17 protein-coding genes are annotated in these 17,448 nt (G+C 63.8%); 1 reads left to right on the forward strand and 16 read right to left on the reverse strand.

The window, feature by feature from the left end; genetic code table 11:
• Nucleotides 1-81: 81 nt before the first annotated feature.
• Complete coding sequence (locus EYF70_RS17690) at nucleotides 82-732, reverse strand: RlmE family RNA methyltransferase (protein WP_131146580.1); 651 nt, start codon at nucleotides 730-732, stop codon at nucleotides 82-84.
• Between the two features lie 43 nt (nucleotides 733-775).
• Here EYF70_RS17690 and yhbY point away from each other — a divergent pair, with 43 nt between their 5' ends.
• A complete protein-coding gene (gene yhbY, locus EYF70_RS17695) occupies nucleotides 776-1,240 on the forward strand; it encodes a ribosome assembly RNA-binding protein YhbY (protein ID WP_131146581.1) in 465 nt (154 codons plus the stop codon).
• Nucleotides 1,241-1,422: 182 nt separating this feature from the next.
• Here yhbY and EYF70_RS17700 read toward each other — a convergent pair whose 3' ends face one another.
• The 15 genes from EYF70_RS17700 to pstA all read right to left on the reverse strand — a co-directional run bounded on the left by EYF70_RS17700 (nucleotide 1,423) and on the right by pstA (nucleotide 17,436).
• Nucleotides 1,423-1,869: a DUF4149 domain-containing protein gene (locus EYF70_RS17700; RefSeq protein WP_131146582.1), complete on the reverse strand. Its 447-nt coding sequence runs from the start codon at nucleotides 1,867-1,869 to the stop codon at nucleotides 1,423-1,425.
• Nucleotides 1,869-2,345 (reverse strand): transcription elongation factor GreA, encoded by a 477-nt coding sequence (gene greA, locus EYF70_RS17705; protein WP_130185134.1) that lies wholly within the window; start codon nucleotides 2,343-2,345, stop codon nucleotides 1,869-1,871. The genes EYF70_RS17700 and greA overlap by 1 nt, the downstream gene beginning before the upstream one ends.
• 227 nt (nucleotides 2,346-2,572) lie before the next feature.
• Complete coding sequence (gene carB / locus EYF70_RS17710) at nucleotides 2,573-5,803, reverse strand: carbamoyl-phosphate synthase large subunit (RefSeq protein WP_131146583.1); 3,231 nt, start codon at nucleotides 5,801-5,803, stop codon at nucleotides 2,573-2,575.
• A gap of 2 nt (nucleotides 5,804-5,805) precedes the next feature.
• Nucleotides 5,806-6,969 (reverse strand): glutamine-hydrolyzing carbamoyl-phosphate synthase small subunit, encoded by a 1,164-nt coding sequence (gene carA, locus EYF70_RS17715; protein WP_131146584.1) that lies wholly within the window; start codon nucleotides 6,967-6,969, stop codon nucleotides 5,806-5,808.
• A gap of 317 nt (nucleotides 6,970-7,286) precedes the next feature.
• The gene (locus EYF70_RS17720; protein WP_218943692.1) at nucleotides 7,287-8,486 is read right to left on the reverse strand and encodes a rhamnogalacturonan acetylesterase; all 1,200 of its coding nucleotides are present in this window, start codon (nucleotides 8,484-8,486) and stop codon (nucleotides 7,287-7,289) included.
• 353 nt (nucleotides 8,487-8,839) lie between these two features.
• Entirely contained in the window at nucleotides 8,840-9,559 is a 720-nt protein-coding gene (locus EYF70_RS31650) for a PEPxxWA-CTERM sorting domain-containing protein (protein WP_229420434.1), read from the reverse strand.
• A 143-nt stretch (nucleotides 9,560-9,702) separates the two neighbouring features.
• A complete protein-coding gene (locus EYF70_RS31655; RefSeq protein WP_229420435.1) occupies nucleotides 9,703-10,440 on the reverse strand; it encodes a PEP-CTERM sorting domain-containing protein in 738 nt (245 codons plus the stop codon).
• A gap of 80 nt (nucleotides 10,441-10,520) precedes the next feature.
• Nucleotides 10,521-11,222: a PEP-CTERM sorting domain-containing protein gene (locus tag EYF70_RS17735; RefSeq protein WP_131146585.1), complete on the reverse strand. Its 702-nt coding sequence runs from the start codon at nucleotides 11,220-11,222 to the stop codon at nucleotides 10,521-10,523.
• A 131-nt stretch (nucleotides 11,223-11,353) separates the two neighbouring features.
• A complete protein-coding gene (locus tag EYF70_RS17740) occupies nucleotides 11,354-11,758 on the reverse strand; it encodes a GlcG/HbpS family heme-binding protein (protein ID WP_131146586.1) in 405 nt (134 codons plus the stop codon).
• A 150-nt stretch (nucleotides 11,759-11,908) separates the two neighbouring features.
• Complete coding sequence (locus tag EYF70_RS17745; RefSeq protein ID WP_131146587.1) at nucleotides 11,909-12,928, reverse strand: patatin-like phospholipase family protein; 1,020 nt, start codon at nucleotides 12,926-12,928, stop codon at nucleotides 11,909-11,911.
• 76 nt (nucleotides 12,929-13,004) lie between these two features.
• The gene (gene phoR, locus EYF70_RS17750) at nucleotides 13,005-14,324 is read right to left on the reverse strand and encodes a phosphate regulon sensor histidine kinase PhoR (protein ID WP_131146588.1); all 1,320 of its coding nucleotides are present in this window, start codon (nucleotides 14,322-14,324) and stop codon (nucleotides 13,005-13,007) included.
• Nucleotides 14,321-15,013, reverse strand: coding sequence for a response regulator (locus EYF70_RS17755; RefSeq protein ID WP_131146589.1), 693 nt, complete (start codon nucleotides 15,011-15,013; stop codon nucleotides 14,321-14,323). The genes phoR and EYF70_RS17755 overlap by 4 nt, the downstream gene beginning before the upstream one ends.
• A gap of 7 nt (nucleotides 15,014-15,020) precedes the next feature.
• Entirely contained in the window at nucleotides 15,021-15,728 is a 708-nt protein-coding gene (phoU, locus tag EYF70_RS17760) for a phosphate signaling complex protein PhoU (protein WP_131146590.1), read from the reverse strand.
• A gap of 31 nt (nucleotides 15,729-15,759) precedes the next feature.
• The gene (gene pstB / locus EYF70_RS17765; RefSeq protein WP_131146591.1) at nucleotides 15,760-16,548 is read right to left on the reverse strand and encodes a phosphate ABC transporter ATP-binding protein PstB; all 789 of its coding nucleotides are present in this window, start codon (nucleotides 16,546-16,548) and stop codon (nucleotides 15,760-15,762) included.
• A gap of 42 nt (nucleotides 16,549-16,590) precedes the next feature.
• The gene (gene pstA / locus EYF70_RS17770; protein WP_229420436.1) at nucleotides 16,591-17,436 is read right to left on the reverse strand and encodes a phosphate ABC transporter permease PstA; all 846 of its coding nucleotides are present in this window, start codon (nucleotides 17,434-17,436) and stop codon (nucleotides 16,591-16,593) included.
• Between the last annotated feature and the right edge of the window lie 12 nt (nucleotides 17,437-17,448).

A 17,448-nucleotide genomic window follows, 5' to 3' on the forward strand; every position in this document is an offset into this window, starting at 1 on the left:
GGCGTGAATTACAAGCCCACCGCGCAATATTTCGCGTGTTTTGGGCATGCAGCGCGCCGGACATGGCGAAATCGCCGCCGGTCAGTTTTGCGCCGGGTGCTTCAGGCCGCGCCCGAGCAGAAAGATTTCCGAAGATTTATCGCGGCTGGCTTTCGGCTTTTTCTGCGCGACGGTCTTGAACTCGTGGCGGAATTTTTCGACGATCTGCGAAAAACCCATGTCCTTGAAACATTTCACCAGCAATGCCCCGCCCGGTTTCAGGTGCAATTGCGAAAACTCGATCGCCAGGTCGATCAGGTCTTCCATCCTCGCCGCATCCGCCGAGGCGATGCCGGACAGGTTGGGTGCCATGTCCGACAATACCAGGTCGACCTTGCGGCCCTGCAGCAGGTCGGCCAGCTGGTCGACACTGTCCTGCTCGCGGAAATCACCCTGGATGAAATGCATGTCGGCAATCGGTTCCATCGGCAGGATATCGAGGCCGATGATGGTGCCGTTGATGCCGCCGCCCTCCTTGCCGGCCAGCTTGCGCCGCACGTACTGGCCCCAGCTGCCGGGCGTGCAGCCCAGGTCGACGATCACCTGGCCCGGCTTGACCAGCTTCTCGTCCTCGTCGATCTCCTTGAGCTTGTAGGCGGCGCGCGCACGGTAGCCATCCTTCTGGGCCGCCTTCACGTACGGGTCGTTAATATGGTCGTGCAACCAGTTTTTGTTTAATTTGTTCTTTGCCATTCGCGTAGAATACTGCCTTTAAGAGAACTACCTATAAACCATTATGTTGAATCTGACCCCTGTTGAGCGCAGCGCCCTGCGCGCAGAAGCCCACGCGCTCAAGCCCATCGTCCTCATTGGGGAAGCCGGCCTGTCCGAGGCCGTGATGAAGGAAATCGAGCTGGGACTGGATTCCCACGGCCTGATCAAGGTCCGTGTCTTTGGCGACGACCGCGAAGCCCGCATCGAAATGTACGAAACCATCTGCGAACAGCTGGAAGCCGCTCCGGTCCAGCACATCGGCAAACTGCTCGTGCTGTACCGTCCAAAGAAGGAAGCCGAGAAGACCCGTACCGCGAAAACCGGCAAGGGCATGCGCATGGTCACCATCGTCAAGCCCAGTGCCAGCGGCACCAAGAAGCCCTCCGTCAGCAAGGTCATGCTGAAGGGCAACGAGCGCGTCACCGAAGGCGGCACCATCAAGCGTGCCAAGAAGCGCCAGACCAGCACCAAGAAAAACGTCGGCTGAGCAGCCTGACCACCACCAAAGCGGGCAATGCCCGCTTTTTTATTGCCTGAAGTCGTGAGCAAACAGTGCCTGGAAAACGGGGGCCGTGCCTATTTTCAGCGGGAGCCTGACGATGGAAGCCAGACCATGTTTTATTAGCATTGTTTCTTGAAAAATGGGGTACGTCCCCATTTTTCTGGAAACTATTGCTTCAGGATAAGCCAGCCCGCCAGGAAGCTCTGCACCAGGTAGATCACGCTGGAAATGCCATGCAGCATGCCGAAGCGCGACCGGGCGGCCGATTCCATCACGCCGCCGGGGCCGGCCGCGGCGCGCAGTTCCGCCATCATCGGCTGCAGGCCGAAGTGGCTCACCACGGTGCACAGCGCCATCGCGGCCACCAGCGCCAGCATGGTGCGGCGGCGCGCCGGCGTCCAGTCCGGCGTCGCGAACTTCAGCAGCACCAGCAGCGCCAGCGCGCAAGCGAGCGACAGCATCGCCTCGGCATGGAACATCGCGCCGGCCAGCGTGCCCGCCAGCGCGCGGTCCGACAGCGTCGCGAACAGCGTCGGCGCGACGAGGTAGCCGACCGTCCACAGGCTGCCGGCCCACGCCACCGCGACCAGCAGCCGTACCCTGGCCAGCAGCATCACACGTAGTGGACTTCGAGGATTTCGTATTCGCGCGGGCCGCTCGGGGCCTGCACCTCGACCACGTCGCCGGCCGACTTGCCGATCAGCGCGCGGGCGATCGGCGACGTCACCGATACCTTGTTGACCTTGATGTCGGCTTCATCGGTGCCGACGATCTGGTAGCTGACCTTCTGGCCCGATTCCAGGTCTTCCAGGTCGACGGTGGCGCCGAATACCACGCGGCCTTCCGCATCGAGGGTGGCCGGGTCGATGATCTGGGCGCTCGACAGCTTGCCTTCGAGCTCGGCGATGCGGCCTTCGACGAATGCCTGGCGCTCCTTGGCGGCATCGTATTCGGCGTTTTCGGACAGGTCGCCATGCGAACGCGCCTCGGCGATCGCGTCGATGACGATACGGCGTTCCTTGGTCTTCAACTGGTGCAGTTCTTCCTTCAGGAGCTCGGCGCCGTACTTGGTGAGTGGAACAGAATTCATGTCTCGTCTCTTGGGTAATTGAAAAAGCACAGAGCCCGCGCCAGGGAGCGCGGGCTCTGTAGGTTTACGTGTGATTTACATTACTGCGAAGGCTTGCAACGCGGGTTCAAACCTGGCTTTATAACCTGAGTTTAACCTGAGTTTGCCCTGAGTTTAACCTGAGTTTGCAACCCCAGCCTTCAGCCTAACTTCCATGCGGCGGGCCATCAAAGGCCCGCGGTCAGGGCTTAGTTTAAGGTTTTATGCAGCCCTTGTAAATCGTACACCTGCAACTCGTCCAGGTGGCGGATACCGGCCACCGCGGCCTCGGCGCCCGCGATCGTCGTGTACGTCGTCACGCGCGACTGCAGTGCCGACGTGCGGATCGCCCGCGAATCGACGATGGCGCTGCGCTTTTCCTCGACCGTGTTGATGACCAGCGCGATCTCGTGGTTCTTGATCATGTCGACCACGTGCGGACGGCCCTCGACCACCTTGTTGACCGGCGTGACGGGAATGCCCGCCGCCGAGATCACCGCCGCGGTGCCCTTGGTGGCCACCAGCGAGAAGCCAGCCTCGACCAGGTCGCGTGCCACTTTCACGGCGCGCGGCTTGTCCGATGCCTTCACCGACAGGAACACCTTGCCGGACTTCGGCAGCTTCACGCCGGCGCCCAGCTGGGATTTCACGAACGCTTCCGCGAACGTCTGGCCCACACCCATCACTTCGCCGGTCGACTTCATTTCCGGGCCGAGGATGGTGTCCACGCCCGGGAATTTCACGAACGGGAACACGGCTTCCTTGACGCTGTAGTACGGCGGCACGACTTCGGTCGTGATGCCTTGCGACGACAGGGTCTGGCCCACCATGCAGCGCGCGGCGATCTTCGCCAGCTGCAGGCCGGTCGCCTTCGACACGAACGGCACCGTGCGCGAGGCGCGCGGGTTCACTTCCAGCACGAACACGACATCCTTCTCGACGCCATCGATCTCCTGCTTCTGGATCGCGAACTGCACGTTCATCAGGCCGACCACGTTCAGGCCCTTGGCCATCAGCGCGGTCTGCCGCTTCAGTTCATCGATGGTTTCCTGCGACAGCGAGTATGGCGGCAGCGAGCATGCCGAGTCGCCCGAGTGGACGCCGGCCTGCTCGATGTGTTCCATCACGCCACCGATGAAGGTGGTCTCGCCATCGGAGATGCAATCCACGTCGCACTCGATCGCGTCGTTCAGGAAGCGGTCCAGCAGCACCGGCGAATCGTTCGACACCTTCACCGCTTCGCGCATGTAGCGCTCCAGGTCGCGCTGCTCGTGCACGATTTCCATCGCGCGGCCGCCCAGCACGTAGGAAGGACGCACCACCAGCGGGTAGCCGATTTCCTGCGCCAGCTTGAGGGCTTCTTCTTCCGTGCGCGCGGTGCGGTTCGGCGGCTGGCGCAGTTCCAGGTCCTGCAGCAGCTTCTGGAAGCGCTCGCGGTCTTCGGCCGCGTCGATCATGTCCGGCGAGGTGCCGACGATCGGCACGCCGTTCCTTTCCAGGTCGAGGGCCAGCTTCAGCGGCGTCTGGCCACCGTACTGCACGATCACGCCGACCGGCTTTTCCAGGTCGACGATTTCCAGCACGTCTTCCAGCGTCAGCGATTCGAAGTACAGGCGGTCCGACGTGTCGTAGTCGGTCGACACGGTTTCCGGGTTGCAGTTGACCATGATGGTCTCGTAGCCATCCTCGCGCATCGCCAGCGCGGCGTGCACGCAGCAGTAGTCGAACTCGATCCCCTGGCCGATCCGGTTCGGGCCGCCGCCCAGCACCATGATCTTCTTCTTGTCGGTCGGGTTCGATTCGCATTCCTCGTCGTACGTGGAGTACATGTACGCGGTGTTGGTGGCGAATTCGGCGGCGCAGGTGTCCACGCGCTTGTACACCGGGCGGATGCCCAGCGCGCGTCGCTGTTCGCGCACGGCGGTATCGGTGGTCTGCAGCAGGTAGGCCAGGCGGCGGTCCGAGAAGCCCTTCTGCTTCAGGCGGTACAGCGTGTTCTTGTCCAGGTTCTCCAGTTTCTGCGTGTCCAGCCACAGTTCCAGGTCGACGATTTCCTTGATCTGCACGAGGAACCACGGATCGATCTTGGTCAGGTTGTGCACTTCTTCCATCGTGAAGCCCTGGGCGAACGCGTCGCCCACGTACCAGATGCGTTCCGGACCCGGCTCGCCCAGTTCCTCTTCCAGCTTCTCGCGGTCCACCGTCTTCTGGTTCAGGCCATCGACGCCCACTTCCAGGCCGCGCAGGGCCTTCTGGAACGATTCCTGGAACGTGCGGCCCATCGCCATCACCTCGCCCACCGATTTCATCTGCGTGGTGAGATGGTCGTCGGCGGTCGGGAATTTTTCAAACGCAAAGCGCGGGATCTTCGTCACGACATAGTCGATCGACGGCTCGAACGACGCCGGGGTCGCGCCGCCGGTGATCTCGTTGCGCAGCTCGTCGAGCGTGAAGCCCACCGCCAGTTTCGCGGCCACCTTGGCGATCGGGAAGCCGGTCGCCTTCGAGGCCAGCGCGGAAGAACGCGATACGCGCGGATTCATCTCGATGACGATCATGCGGCCGTCCTTCGGATTGATCGAGAACTGCACGTTCGAGCCGCCCGTGTCCACGCCGATCTCGCGCAGCACCGCCAGCGAGGCGTTGCGCATGATCTGGTATTCCTTGTCGGTCAGCGTCTGCGCCGGCGCCACGGTGATCGAGTCGCCGGTGTGCACGCCCATCGGGTCCAGGTTCTCGATCGAGCAGATGATGATGCAGTTGTCCGCCTTGTCGCGCACCACTTCCATCTCGTACTCTTTCCAGCCCAGCAGCGACTCTTCGATCAGCAGCTCGCTGGTGGGCGATGCTTCCAGGCCGCGCTTGCAGATCTGCTCGAACTCTTCCTCGTTATAGGCGATGCCGCCGCCGCTGCCGCCCATCGTGAACGATGGCCGGATGATGGTCGGGAAGCCCATCTCGCGCTGCACTTTCCAGGCTTCGTCCATCGAGTGGGCGATGCCGGAACGGGCCGAACCCAGGCCGATCTTGGTCATCGCGTCCTTGAACTTGGAACGGTCCTCTGCCTTGTCGATCGCTTCCGGCGTGGCGCCAATCAGCTCCACGTTGTACTTGGCCAGCACGCCGTTGTTGTGCAGGTCGAGCGCGCAGTTCAGCGCGGTCTGGCCGCCCATGGTCGGCAGGATCGCGTCCGGGCGTTCCTTCGCCAGGATGCGCTCCACCACTTGCCAGGTGATCGGCTCGATGTACGTGACGTCCGCCATTTCGGGGTCGGTCATGATCGTCGCCGGGTTGCTGTTCACCAGGATGACTTTGTAACCCTCTTCGCGCAGCGCCTTGCAGGCTTGCGCGCCGGAGTAGTCGAATTCGCAGGCCTGGCCGATCACGATCGGGCCGGAGCCGATAATCAGGATGCTTTTGATGTCAGAACGTTTTGGCATTTTTATTTCTTCTCCGCTGCTTCCATCATCGAGATGAAGCGGTCAAACAGATACGATACGTCGGTCGGGCCAGGCGATGCTTCGGGGTGGCCCTGGAAGCAGAACGCGGGGGTGTCGGTGCGGGCGAAGCCCTGCAGCGAACCGTCGAACAGCGACACGTGGGTGACGCGGCAGTTGTCGGGCAGGGTCGCGGCATCCACGGCGAAACCGTGGTTCTGCGACGTGATCAGCACCTGCTTCGAATCCAGGTCCTGCACCGGGTGGTTGGCGCCGTGGTGGCCGAACTTCATCTTCAGCGTCTTCGCGCCGGAAGCCAGTGCCATGATCTGGTGGCCCAGGCAGATGCCGAACGTGGGGATCTTCTTTTCCATCAGTTCGCGCGTCGCGCGGATCGCGTAGTCGCACGGTTCCGGGTCGCCCGGGCCGTTGGCCAGGAAGATGCCGTCCGGGTTCAGCGCCAGCGCGTCGGCCGCGGTCGATTGCGCCGGCAGCACGGTCACCTTGCAGCCGCGCTGGGCCAGCATGCGCAGGATGTTGCGCTTCACGCCGTAGTCGAACGCCACTACGTGGAAGCGCGGGTTCTCGACCTTGCCGTAGCCTTCGCCCAGCGTCCATTCCGTCTCGGTGAATTCATAGGCGGCCTGCGTGGTGACGACCTTGGCCAGGTCCATGCCGGCCAGGCCCGGGAACGAGCGGGCCAGTTCGACGGCCTGCGCCACGGAAGGTTCGTTGCCCAGCGTGCCCGTCAGGATGGCGCCGGCCTGCGCGCCTTTTTCGCGCAGCAGGCGCGTCAGCTTGCGGGTATCGATGCCGGCGATGGCAACCACGTTCTCGGCCTTCAGGTAGTCGCCCAGCGACTGCGTGGAGCGGAAGTTCGACGCCAGCAGCGGCAGGTCGCGGATGATCAGGCCGGCGGCATGCACTTTCGCCGCTTCGACGTCTTCGGCATTGATGCCGTAGTTGCCGATGTGCGGGTAGGTCAGCGTGACGATCTGGCGCGAATAGCTGGGGTCGGTCAGGATTTCCTGGTATCCGGTGATGGACGTGTTGAAGACGACTTCACCCGTCGTATGACCGGCGGCGCCGATCGAATAACCTTTGAAGATGGTACCGTCGGCGAGGGCCAGGATGGCTGGAACGGCGGGGCCAGAAAAAAATGGCGGCAAGGGCAACTCCTGTAAAGTTACCGTAGCCGCGCCACGTCAGCGACCCGCATAAAAAATGAGCCGGGCTAGGCCTGGCTGCGGGTCAGATGAGAATGGGATGATGTGGTAGGCGCTACGGTAGATAAGTATTGGCTAAACCTTTGAATTATAACTCAAAGGAGTCCATTCGGCAATGCCGTGCGGGCATTCGGCGGCATCATTCTAGGCCGTCCTGCCTGTGGGCGGCGCCGCCATGGCGCTCCCGCGCCCCGGTCCGCGCCGCCCGCCGCGGGGTCACCCACGCAGCCGCCCTGTCACCCACGCACGTGCCCTGTCACCTATCGCGCCGCCGCCGGCACGATCCCTTGCCGCTCCAGGTCATCCGCCACCAGCCGTGCCAGCTCCGCCGCGCCGGCACGGTTCGGGTGAAGGGTGTCGCCCGCCATGTACAGCGCCAGCGTTGCGGCGGGGCCGATCCGCGTGAAATAGGCCGACGCGAGCACATTCAGGTCCACCACCGGCACGCCCTCCTCGGCGGCCACCGCCAGCGTGGCGTGGCGATACCAGCGGTTCACCGAGCTGTGCACGCCATCGGCATTGAAATCCGTCGCGCGGCCTTGCGGCGTGACCAGTACCGGCCGGGCCCCCGTCGCGGCGACCTGGCGGACCATGTCGCGCATGATTTCCTTGAATTGCGCCTCGGTGGTCTCGTTCTTGGGGTTGGTGTCGTTGATCCCCATTTCCAGCAGGAACAGGTCACCTTCCTTGCTGTACTGCAGGATCGTTTCCAGCTGGCCGCCATCGCGGAAGCCCCGCGCGATCTGGCCGCCCGTGGCGATATTGCGGACCTGGAAGGCATGCGGATTGACATGGTCCGGCAGCAGCTGCCCCCAGCCGCCCTGCACGCTGGTCGCCAGGGGATAATAGCTGGCGACCGTGGAGTCGCCGCCGACCCAGATGGTGGGGCTCAGCACCGGATGACGTGAAATCCGCTTGATCTCGAGCGCACTCAGGGTGAACGCCGTGCCGGCCTTGCCTTCGGTGACGAGCAGGTTCAGTTGCCCATCCGTGACAGGGATCTCGAAGGCGTCCGTGGCGCCGTTGCCCGTCATGTTCATCACCTGGTACACGCCCTCCGCCGCCACGCTGGCCCGCGCGGTATTGCCGAGGGTGACGGATACCCTGTACAGGCCCGGTTCCAGGTCCACGTTGAAGGTATTGGCGCTCTTGGTACCAAACTCCAGGAAGCGCACCGCGTCGCTGCCCACGCCGGTGCCGCCGGCAGCCACGTTGGCCATGTGTTCCGGCGTGTTGAAACCGTAGCGCCTCTCCGGCGTGTAGGCATCCCCGGCGCGCACGCCGATATAGCTGGGCTCGGCAGGCCCATCGCCAAAATCGAAACGGTAAGGACGTTGCCCGTTGGAGCCCGGGTCCGCCAGGCTCGCGCCCATGCTGGTTGCCAGCAGCGCGGCGGCAAGGACACGGGCCAGGGCTGGCGAAGCCTGGCACTGGAAAGAACGGTAAATTGAAACCTGCATGCATGTCTCCTGTTGTCATGACCCGGCATTTGGCAGCGGTGTCGGCGCCGTGCGGGAGGAGACGCGCCGCCGGATCCATCGGCCGGATTCGACAGGGAATCGTTGTCACGCACGCAATGGATTGGACACTGCCGGGGCGGACGGGTCAACGGGGCGGCGGCCCGTGAACGAGGATAATCGCGCGATTGATCGTTCGGCGCGGGGGCGGGCCGCGCACGCGGCAAGCGTGGCTGCCGCGGCAGTGCTTCGCCGGGCGCGGCTGGAGGAGTCATGGCTGGGAATGCGATGTGACGGAAACGGCGGTCCTGCCTGTCCGCCGATGGGCGGCCCATGCGGACCGCCCGGGGCTGTCTTCACTTGCCGGTGCCGCGCCGGCGGCGCACCGCCAGGCCCGTCACGGCCAGGCCGCCCAGCAGCATCGCCCAGGTGCCCGGTTCCGGTACCGGCGATACGTTGACGGTCATCGACAGTCCGGTAATGCGGGCCGCCGCCTGCGATCCAAGCCAGTACTGCTCCCCCGTCAGTTCGTCGAGATACCAGACGCTGGCCGCGGACGATTCGGCGGAACCGTGCAGCATCATCCCGAACTCGCCGTCCAGCGACGTGGGACCGCTGGACACCTTGAATGTTTTCGTCCCGTGGACGTCGTATTCGGTGGCGAAATCGGGCTCCAGGCCGACATGCAGGCCGAAGCTCATCGTGTTGTTGGCATCGCCCGGCATCGTCCATTGCGCCGGGTACAGCTCACCCGCGAAGGTGCCGGTCACCTCGATGCTGGTGATCCGGTAACCTTCGTTTACCGCGAATTCAAAGGCGTTCTGGGTGTTCCGGTAGTCGTTGGACCAGGGCTTGTACGACGAGTCGGTCGACGTGCTCAGGTTCTCTTCGATGCCCCACAGCGAAAACGTGACCGATGTCGCGGTTTCCGACTCCAGCGAGACCGGCACCTCCGGCTCGAAATCCGAACGGTCGAGCGTGAAGGCCTTGCCCTCGTAGATGGGATAGATGCTCGCGTAGGCGGCTGCGGACTGCAAGAGGATGGCGGCGCACAGGGCGCGAGAGAGGAACTGCATGGCTTCTCCAGTGGTGTCGATGAAGCCACGCAGTTTAATTAACAAGTTCGCAATATTTTGCGGAAAATTATCTTAAAACCTGTACAAAATTGTAATTCTTGAGTTCCGACGGCATTGGGGGTGGCATGGGCCTTGGCGGCCACTTACACCAGACGCCTGCGCCGCCGCGCGACCGCCGCCACGACGCCGAGTCCGCCCAGCAGCATCAGGCAAGCCTGCGGTTCGGGCACGGGCGACACCGCGACCATCATCCGCAGGTTGGCGATGCCGGCGTCGGCATACGATCCCAGCCAGAAGCCCGCCGCCGGGTCCTCCTGGTACCAGGCACTCTGGGCCCAGGCGATCGTATAGCCCTGCAGCGACAGCGTCATGTCGCCCGTCAGCCCGGCGGGCGCCAGGTCGTACCGGAAGGCTTTCCGGCCGTCGAGCCCTTCGGTGTACTGGGCCTCGGTAGCGGGCAGTTCGCCGGGGCGCTCGACCGTGACGACCATGCCCGTGTCGCTGTTTGCCGCGCCGGGGGTCGAATACTGGGCAGGCCGCTGTGCTGCATAGAATTCCCCCGTCAGCGTGATGCCGGTGATCCGGTAGCCGTCCTTCACGGTAATGCCATACCCGCTCTGCCAATGATTGATGGTGGTGATTTCCGGGAAACCTCGCGAGTCGGCGCTGGCGTGGGCGGCCTGCCCCACGCCCCACAACGAGAACGTGGCGTAGCCGGGCAAGTCGGAAACCAGGTCGATGCCGAGGTACGGCAGCTCGTCCACGCCACTGAGTGAAAACCCTGCCGTGTCGATCACGGGCACCGCGGCGTGAACGGGTGCGAAAGCGCCCACGGCGCCCAGCAGGAAGGTGGTGCACAAGGTGCGGAACAAAGGTCGCATGACTAGCCTCTATGGTTGTTGAAGGTCCAAAGAGTCTAGTGGGCTCATCCATGCGGCCGTGTCATGGATTGTCTTTAAATCTATTGTTTCTTGTAACGGCCAGCCACCGCGAGCAGGCCCAGGCCGCCCAGCAGCATGGCGTACGTGGCCGGTTCGGGGATTGCCGACACCTCGACATGGAGCACCAGGTCGCGCAGCGACGCCGCGGCAAGCGAATCGGCAAACGCTCCGCCGCCTTCGACACCCCATGCCTGCACCAGCAGATTTCCGGAAATGCCCAGCTCGACCGTGCCTGTCAGGTTCAGGGGGATGGTGGACAGCTCGATGATGTTTTCCGCCTGGAAGTCGCCGTTCAGCGAACTCTCCGTGGGTGCCGAGGGGACGGTCAGGAAGAGACTGGCTTCATTGTGGACGAACCCGGGAGGAAAATCCGGCAACTGCCCCGGCGAGAGCTCGCCGAAGGCGATACCGGTGAGCATCACGCGCGACACGCGGTAGCCGGCATCGATGTCGAGCCGCAGCGCGCTCCACGACGATCGTTCGGCGAACGCGCCGGCGCCGGTGAAGTCCTGGGCCTCGGCACGGTCCAGGTGCTGGTTCAGCGTATCGAGTGAAAAGCTGTAGGTATCCGGGAACAGGCTGACCTGGGTGATGCTCCAGTCTTCCGGCTGTGGACCGTCGATGTAGGTGATGGTGAATGCCGGCGTATCGATGCTGGTCGCGGCAATCACGGGAGAACACAACAGCATGCCGAGCGCGAGCCCGGCCATTGCACGTTTCATGGAAACCTCCGCTGGAGAAGCGTCAGACTGCGTGAACATCCTGGCATGGCGGCGGGCGCCGCCGCTTCGGCTGTGCCGGCTTACAGCTTAGCAGCCGGCGCGCGAGAGTCCAGGCGGAGGTTGGCTGGATATCAGCCCAGCGCGGCGATGCCGGCCTTGGCGATCTGCGCATCCTGGTCGGACTTCACGCCGGAGACACCGACGGCGCCGATCGAATGGCCGTCGACGACGATGTTGACGCCGCCTTCCAGCAAGCCTTCCACTTCCGGTGCCGTCAGGAAGGCGTAGCGGCCGTTGTTGATGACGTCTTCGTAGACCTTGGTTTCGCGGCGGCCCAGTGCCGACGTCTTGGCCTTGGCCGGCGCGATGTGCGCCGTCAGGGGCGCGGCGCCGTCCAGGCGCTGCTGCCACAGCAGGTGGCCGCCGTCGTCGACGATCGCGATCGACACCGCCCAGTTGTTCGCCAGGGCTTCCGCTTCGGCGGCGGCGGCGATTTTCTTCACATCGGCGAGAGTCAGGTAAGGCTTGCTTTGCATGGTTTTCCTTCGGTTGATGAATTTGCTGCTTGATCTGCTGCTTGATCTGCTGCTTGGTTTGCTGCTTGGTCTATTGCTTGATCTGCTGCTTGGTCTGCTGCTTGGTTTGCTGCCTGGAACGGCTTGGAACTGCCTGTCCTTCACTTCACTTCACTTCACGGCCACGGCGGGCGTTTCCCGCCGGGCCTTCAATTTCTGCTTGATCTGCGGCATCAGCGCCAGCGTGGCCTTTTCACCGGCCTGCATCGCCCGCGCGCGGCTGGCGAAGTCGTTGCCGGCCATATTGCCCAGCGGCGGCTGGATCACCACGTCGGCATCGCGCAATTCGTACTGGTTGATGCGCTGGCCCATGATCGAGAAGGTCTGCATGATCACTTCGAGCGACGACACGGCCGCCTGCGCTTCCGTCTGCGTGCTGATGTTGACGGCGATGATGAACTCGGCGCCCATTTCCTTCGTGAAGCGCACCGGCACCGGGGCCACCAGGCCGCCATCGACATAGGTGCGGGTACCGATGGTCACCGGCTGGAAGACGCCCGGCACGGCCGAGCTGGCGCGCACGGCTTGCCCGGTATTGCCTCGTGTGAACAGGATCGGCTGGCCCGTCTTCAGGTCGGACGCGACGGCGCCGAACGGCAGCTTCAGCTTTTCGATCGGGCGCTGGTTGACGGCCTTGTTGATGTAGCTTTGCAGCGCCACGCCTTTCAGCACGCCGGACTTGGTGCCGAACAGGGGCAGCGCCCAGTCCGAGATGGCCGCCTCGTCCATGGCGTACGCCATCTTCTGCAGCGCGCCGGCGTTGTTTCCCGCGGCATACAGGGCGCCGACCACGCTGCCGGCACTCGTGCCGACGACGACATCGGCCAGGATGCCGTTCGCTTCCAGCGCCTTGATCACGCCGATGTGCGCGAAGCCGCGCGCGGCGCCGCCGCCCAGTGCCAGGCCGATCTTCACCTTGCGCAGTGGCGGCGCGGCGGGATGGTTGAGGGTGGGCGTGGGATCGCCGAGCGCGGGCGGGATGACGCCCGGCTGTGCGGCAACGGCGCTCGCTGGCGGTGGCACCGCCGCGCCGCCGGTCGGGGTGCTGACGGGAGCGCTGCCGCAACCGGTCAAGGCGGCGGCCAGGAGGGCCGCGGGCAGCGCATACGCGGTCAATCGTTTCAGGAACATCGCTGTCAATCTGGTTGGCGCCGCCCCGGCGAACGCGAGAAGCGCCCGCGGGTGCGCGGCAAAACGGCAGATTGTATCAGTTCAGTGCGAGGGCGGCGGCCGGCTGCGGCGCCGCCGACAGCGATTTCGGCAGGTTCACGGTGAAGGTACTGCCCTTGCCCGGCTCCGAGGTGATCGACAGCGTGGCGTTATGGCGCAGCAGCACGTGCTTGACGATCGCCAGGCCCAGGCCGGTGCCCTGGGTCTCCCGCGAGCGGCTCTTGTCGACCCGGTAGAAACGCTCGGTGAGCCGGGAGATGTGCTCCGGGCTGATGCCGATGCCCGTGTCGCGCACCGTGAAGCGCACCCCGGCGGCCGTGTCTTCCCATTTCAGCGACACGGTGCCGCCGGCCGGCGTGTAGCGCACCGCGTTGGCGGCCAGGTTGCCGAACGCGCTGTACAGCTCATCCGTGCTGCCCATCACGTCGCCGCCGTTCACTTCGAGCACGATCTCGTGCTTGCCGGCGGACAGCGCCAGCGCATCGCGGCGCACCTTGTCCAGCAGGTTGCCGATATCGACGCGCTCCGCGCGCACCGGGTGGTCGATCGATTCCAGGCGCGACAGCGTCAGCATGTCCTCGATCAGGTGCTGCATCCGGTAGGCCTGGTCCATCATCAGCTTCAGGTGGGCCTGGCGGGTGCCCTCGTCGAGCTGCTCGGCGGCGGCGATTTCCAGGAAGCCCAGCACCACCGTCAGCGGCGTACGCAGTTCGTGCGAGGCATTGGCCACGAAGTCGCGGCGCATCATGTCGGTGCGCTCGGTTTCCGTGACATCGTGCGTGACGAGGATCTGCCGGCGGTTCTCGAATGGAATGATATGCGTGATCAGCTTGCGCCCGCGGAACGACAGCACCAGCGGCTGGTCGTAGCGGCCCAGGATCAGGTAATCCATGAAGTCCGGGCTGCGCACCAGGTTCGTCACGCGCATGCCCTTGTCGCGGTCATGCCGCAGGCCCAGGTGTTCTTCGGCGGCCGGATTGCACCATTCCAGGAACAGCACGTCGTCCATGATCACCACGCCATCGGGCAGCAGGTGCATGGCCTGGCGGAAGCGGGCCAGCCACTCGGTCAGCTCGGCCTGGTTTTTCTCGTCGTCGCGGCGCAGCCGGTACAGGCGGGAAAACACGGGCGTCCATTCGCCCCAGCCATCGGGCAGCTTGGCACTGTTCGGTTCATCGAGCCAGCCGGACAGCTGGTACAGGTAATGCAGCTGCACCAGCACCATCGTGCCCAGGGCGGCCAGCGCCGTCAGCAGCGCCGGCAGCATGCCGAACCACCACCACAACAGGCCGATGCCGAAGGCACCGGCGCTCATCTGGATGGCCACCGGTACCCAGAACACGAACTTGGGATTCATGTCTTCTCGGACAGCATGTAGCCGACGCTGCGCACCGTCTTGATCAGGTGCTCCGCTTCCTTCAGCGCCTTGCGCAGGCGCAGCACGTGCACGTCGACCGTGCGTTCCTCGATCACCACGTGGTCGCCCCACACCTTGTCGAGCAGCTGGCTGCGCGAGAACACGCGCTCCGGATGCGCCAGGAAGAACTTCAGCAGCTTGTATTCGGCATGACCGATATCGATCTTGGCCTGCCCCAGCGACACGGTGCAGCTGATCGGGTCCAGCGTGATCGGGCCGGCGCGCATGGCGCTGTCGGCATGTTCCGGGCTCTTGCGGCGCAGCAGCGCGCGCGAGCGGGCCAGCAGTTCGCGCGGCGAGAATGGCTTGGTGATGTAGTCGTCGGCGCCATTGTTCAGGCCGGCCAGCTTGTCTTCCTCCATGCTCTTTGCCGTGAGCATGATGATGGGAATGTCGGCGAAATGCCGGTCGCCGCGGATGCGGGCCAGCAGGCGCAGGCCGGTCTGGTCGGGCAGCATCCAGTCGAGCAGGATCAGCTGCGGCTTGCGTTCATGGATGAAATCCCATGCTTCCTGGGTACTCTGCACCGAGCTCACGTTCCAGCCGGACTCGCGCAGCGAGAACGTGACCAGTTCGACAATCGCCGGTTCGTCTTCAACAATCAATACTGTGGTTTTATCCGCTGCCATCTGTCGTTCAGTCTTCCCTGGTTCCTTCGCTCACCAGTGGCGAGCGGCTATGGCGGATGTCGACACCTTCCACCACGTAGATCACGTATTCGGCGATGTTCTTTGCATGGTCGCCGATGCGCTCGATGGCCTTGGCCACCCACATCGTGTCGAGCGCAGCCGAAATTGTACGCGGATCTTCCATCATGAACGTAATCAGGTTGCGCATGATCGTGCGGAACTCGTGATCGATCACGGCATCCTGCGCGATCAGCTGCACGGCCTGGCTATGGTCGTTGCGGGCAAACGCGTCCAGCGCGTCGTGCAGCATGTCGCTGGTGGCGGTGGCGATATTGCGCACCATTTCATAGTGATTGACGGTCACGGCACCGCGGCTGTGCAGGCTCTTCGCCGTGCGCGCGATCTTGGTGGCTTCGTCGCCGATGCGCTCCAGGTCCGTGATCACCTTGATGGTGGCCATGATGGTGCGCAAGTCGTTGGCGGCCGGCTGGCGGCGCACGATCAGGTGGCTGCACTGGTCGTCCAGCTGCACTTCCAGCTGGTTCACGGCGTCGTCTTCGCGGATCACGCGCTCGGCGCGTTCCTGGTTGCCGATGCGGAAGCACGTCATCGCATCGAGGAATTGCGTCTCGACCATGCCGCCCATCAGCAGCACCTTCGAGCGGATCGCTTCCAGGTCGTGGTCGTAGGCCTTCGAGGAATGTTCACCAATCATGATTTATTACCTTAAGATTTTGAGCGATACGTTAGCCGAAGCGACCGGTGATGTAGTCCTGGGTTTCCTTGCGGGCCGGGTTCATGAAGATCTGGTCCGTTTCGCCGAACTCGACCAGCTCGCCCAGGTACATGTAGGCGGTGTAGTCGGAGCAGCGGGCGGCCTGCTGCATGTTGTGGGTCACGATGGCGATCGTGTAATCCTGCTTCAGCTCGCTGATCAGTTCTTCCACTTTCGAGGTGGAAATCGGGTCCAGCGCGGAGGTGGGCTCGTCGAGCAGCAGCACGTCCGGCTTGACCGCCACGCCGCGGGCGATGCACAGGCGCTGCTGCTGGCCGCCGGACAGCGACAGGCCGCTCTTGCCCAGCTTGTCCTTCACTTCGGTCCACAGGGCCGCCTTCTTCAGCGCCCATTCCACGCGCTCGTCCATTTCACCCTTCGACAGGTTTTCGTACAGGCGCACGCCGAAGGCGATGTTGTCGTAGATCGACATCGGGAACGGCGTCGGCTTCTGGAACACCATGCCGACCTTGGCGCGCAGCATGTTCACGTCCTGGCTGCCTTCGAGGATGTTGGTGCCGCGGTAGGCGATCGTGCCTTCGGCGCGCTGGCCGGGGTACAGGTCGTACATGCGGTTCAGCGTACGCAGCAGGGTCGACTTGCCGCAGCCGGACGGGCCGATGAAGGCCGTCACCTGGCGTTCATGGATATCGAGGTTGACGTTGTGCAGGCTGCGCGTCTTGCCATAGAAGAAATTGAGGTTCTTGATCTCGATGATCTTCGATGCTGCCTTCGCGGATGCGGTCGCTTGAGCGTTCATGTGCGTTCTCTTGTCTGTAATGTGGTGGTTGTGCGTCGGCGATCAGTTCGGGATCTTTTGCGAGAAGACCGTGCGCGACAGGATGTTCAGTGCCAGCACGCTGAAGGTGACCAGCAGTGCACCGGCCCAGGCGAGGTCACGCCAGTTGTCATACGGGCTCATGGCGAACTGGTAGATCACATATGGCAGGTTGGCCATCGGCTTGTTCATGTCGGCATTGAAGAACTGGTTCGACAGCGCGGTGAACAGCAGCGGCGCCGTCTCGCCAGTGACGCGAGCCACGGCCAGCAGCACGCCTGTGACCACGCCCGCCTTCACGGCGCGCAGGCGCACCAGGGTGGCCACTTTCCAGCGCGGCGCACCAAGGGCGAAGGCGGCTTCGAGCAGGCTGTTCGGCACCAGGCGCAGCATGTTGTCGGTGGTGCGCACGACGACCGGCACGGCGATCAGCGTCAGCGCCAGCGAACCCGCATAACCGGAGAAGTGGTTCACGTTGGCCACATACAGTGCGTAGACGAACAGGCCGATCACGATCGACGGTGCCGACAGCATGATGTCGGTGACGAAACGGGTTACGGCAGCCACCTTGTTTTCCTCGCCATACTCGGCCAGGTAAATGCCGGCCAGGATGCCGATCGGCGTCGATACCAGCGTCGACAGGCCCACCATCAGCAGGCTGCCGACGATGGCGTTCATCAGGCCGCCTCCTTCACTGCCGGGCGCGGGGGTGGTCTCGGTAAACAGCGCCGGCGTCAGCGCGGCGAGTCCGTTGATCAGCAGCGTGGCAAGGATCCACAGCAGCACGATGACGCCGACCGACATGGCGGCAACCGACATGGCGATGCCGATGCGGTGCGTCCACAGGCGACGACGGTAGACAGGATTCATGGGGGCTTTGAC

It is taken from the genome of Pseudoduganella albidiflava (assembly GCF_004322755.1).
GTDB lineage: Bacteria > Pseudomonadota > Gammaproteobacteria > Burkholderiales > Burkholderiaceae_D > Rugamonas > Rugamonas albidiflava.

Coding starts and splice junctions, on each gene's coding strand:
- EYF70_RS17720 (WP_218943692.1), bottom strand. CDS start 8,486: ATGCAGGTTTCAATTTACCGTTCTTTCCAGTGCCAGGCTTCGCCAGCC.
- phoU (WP_131146590.1), bottom strand. CDS start 15,728: ATGATTGGTGAACATTCCTCGAAGGCCTACGACCACGACCTGGAAGCG.
- EYF70_RS17735 (WP_131146585.1), bottom strand. CDS start 11,222: ATGAAACGTGCAATGGCCGGGCTCGCGCTCGGCATGCTGTTGTGTTCT.
- EYF70_RS31655 (WP_229420435.1), bottom strand. CDS start 10,440: ATGCGACCTTTGTTCCGCACCTTGTGCACCACCTTCCTGCTGGGCGCC.
- EYF70_RS17755 (WP_131146589.1), bottom strand. CDS start 15,013: ATGGCAGCGGATAAAACCACAGTATTGATTGTTGAAGACGAACCGGCG.
- pstB (WP_131146591.1), bottom strand. CDS start 16,548: ATGAACGCTCAAGCGACCGCATCCGCGAAGGCAGCATCGAAGATCATC.
- EYF70_RS31650 (WP_229420434.1), bottom strand. CDS start 9,559: ATGCAGTTCCTCTCTCGCGCCCTGTGCGCCGCCATCCTCTTGCAGTCC.
- EYF70_RS17700 (WP_131146582.1), bottom strand. CDS start 1,869: ATGCTGCTGGCCAGGGTACGGCTGCTGGTCGCGGTGGCGTGGGCCGGC.
- greA (WP_130185134.1), bottom strand. CDS start 2,345: ATGAATTCTGTTCCACTCACCAAGTACGGCGCCGAGCTCCTGAAGGAA.
- carB (WP_131146583.1), bottom strand. CDS start 5,803: ATGCCAAAACGTTCTGACATCAAAAGCATCCTGATTATCGGCTCCGGC.
- phoR (WP_131146588.1), bottom strand. CDS start 14,324: ATGAATCCCAAGTTCGTGTTCTGGGTACCGGTGGCCATCCAGATGAGC.
- pstA (WP_229420436.1), bottom strand. CDS start 17,436: ATGAATCCTGTCTACCGTCGTCGCCTGTGGACGCACCGCATCGGCATC.
- EYF70_RS17740 (WP_131146586.1), bottom strand. CDS start 11,758: ATGCAAAGCAAGCCTTACCTGACTCTCGCCGATGTGAAGAAAATCGCC.
- EYF70_RS17690 (WP_131146580.1), bottom strand. CDS start 732: ATGGCAAAGAACAAATTAAACAAAAACTGGTTGCACGACCATATTAAC.
- EYF70_RS17745 (WP_131146587.1), bottom strand. CDS start 12,928: ATGTTCCTGAAACGATTGACCGCGTATGCGCTGCCCGCGGCCCTCCTG.
- yhbY (WP_131146581.1), top strand. CDS start 776: ATGTTGAATCTGACCCCTGTTGAGCGCAGCGCCCTGCGCGCAGAAGCC.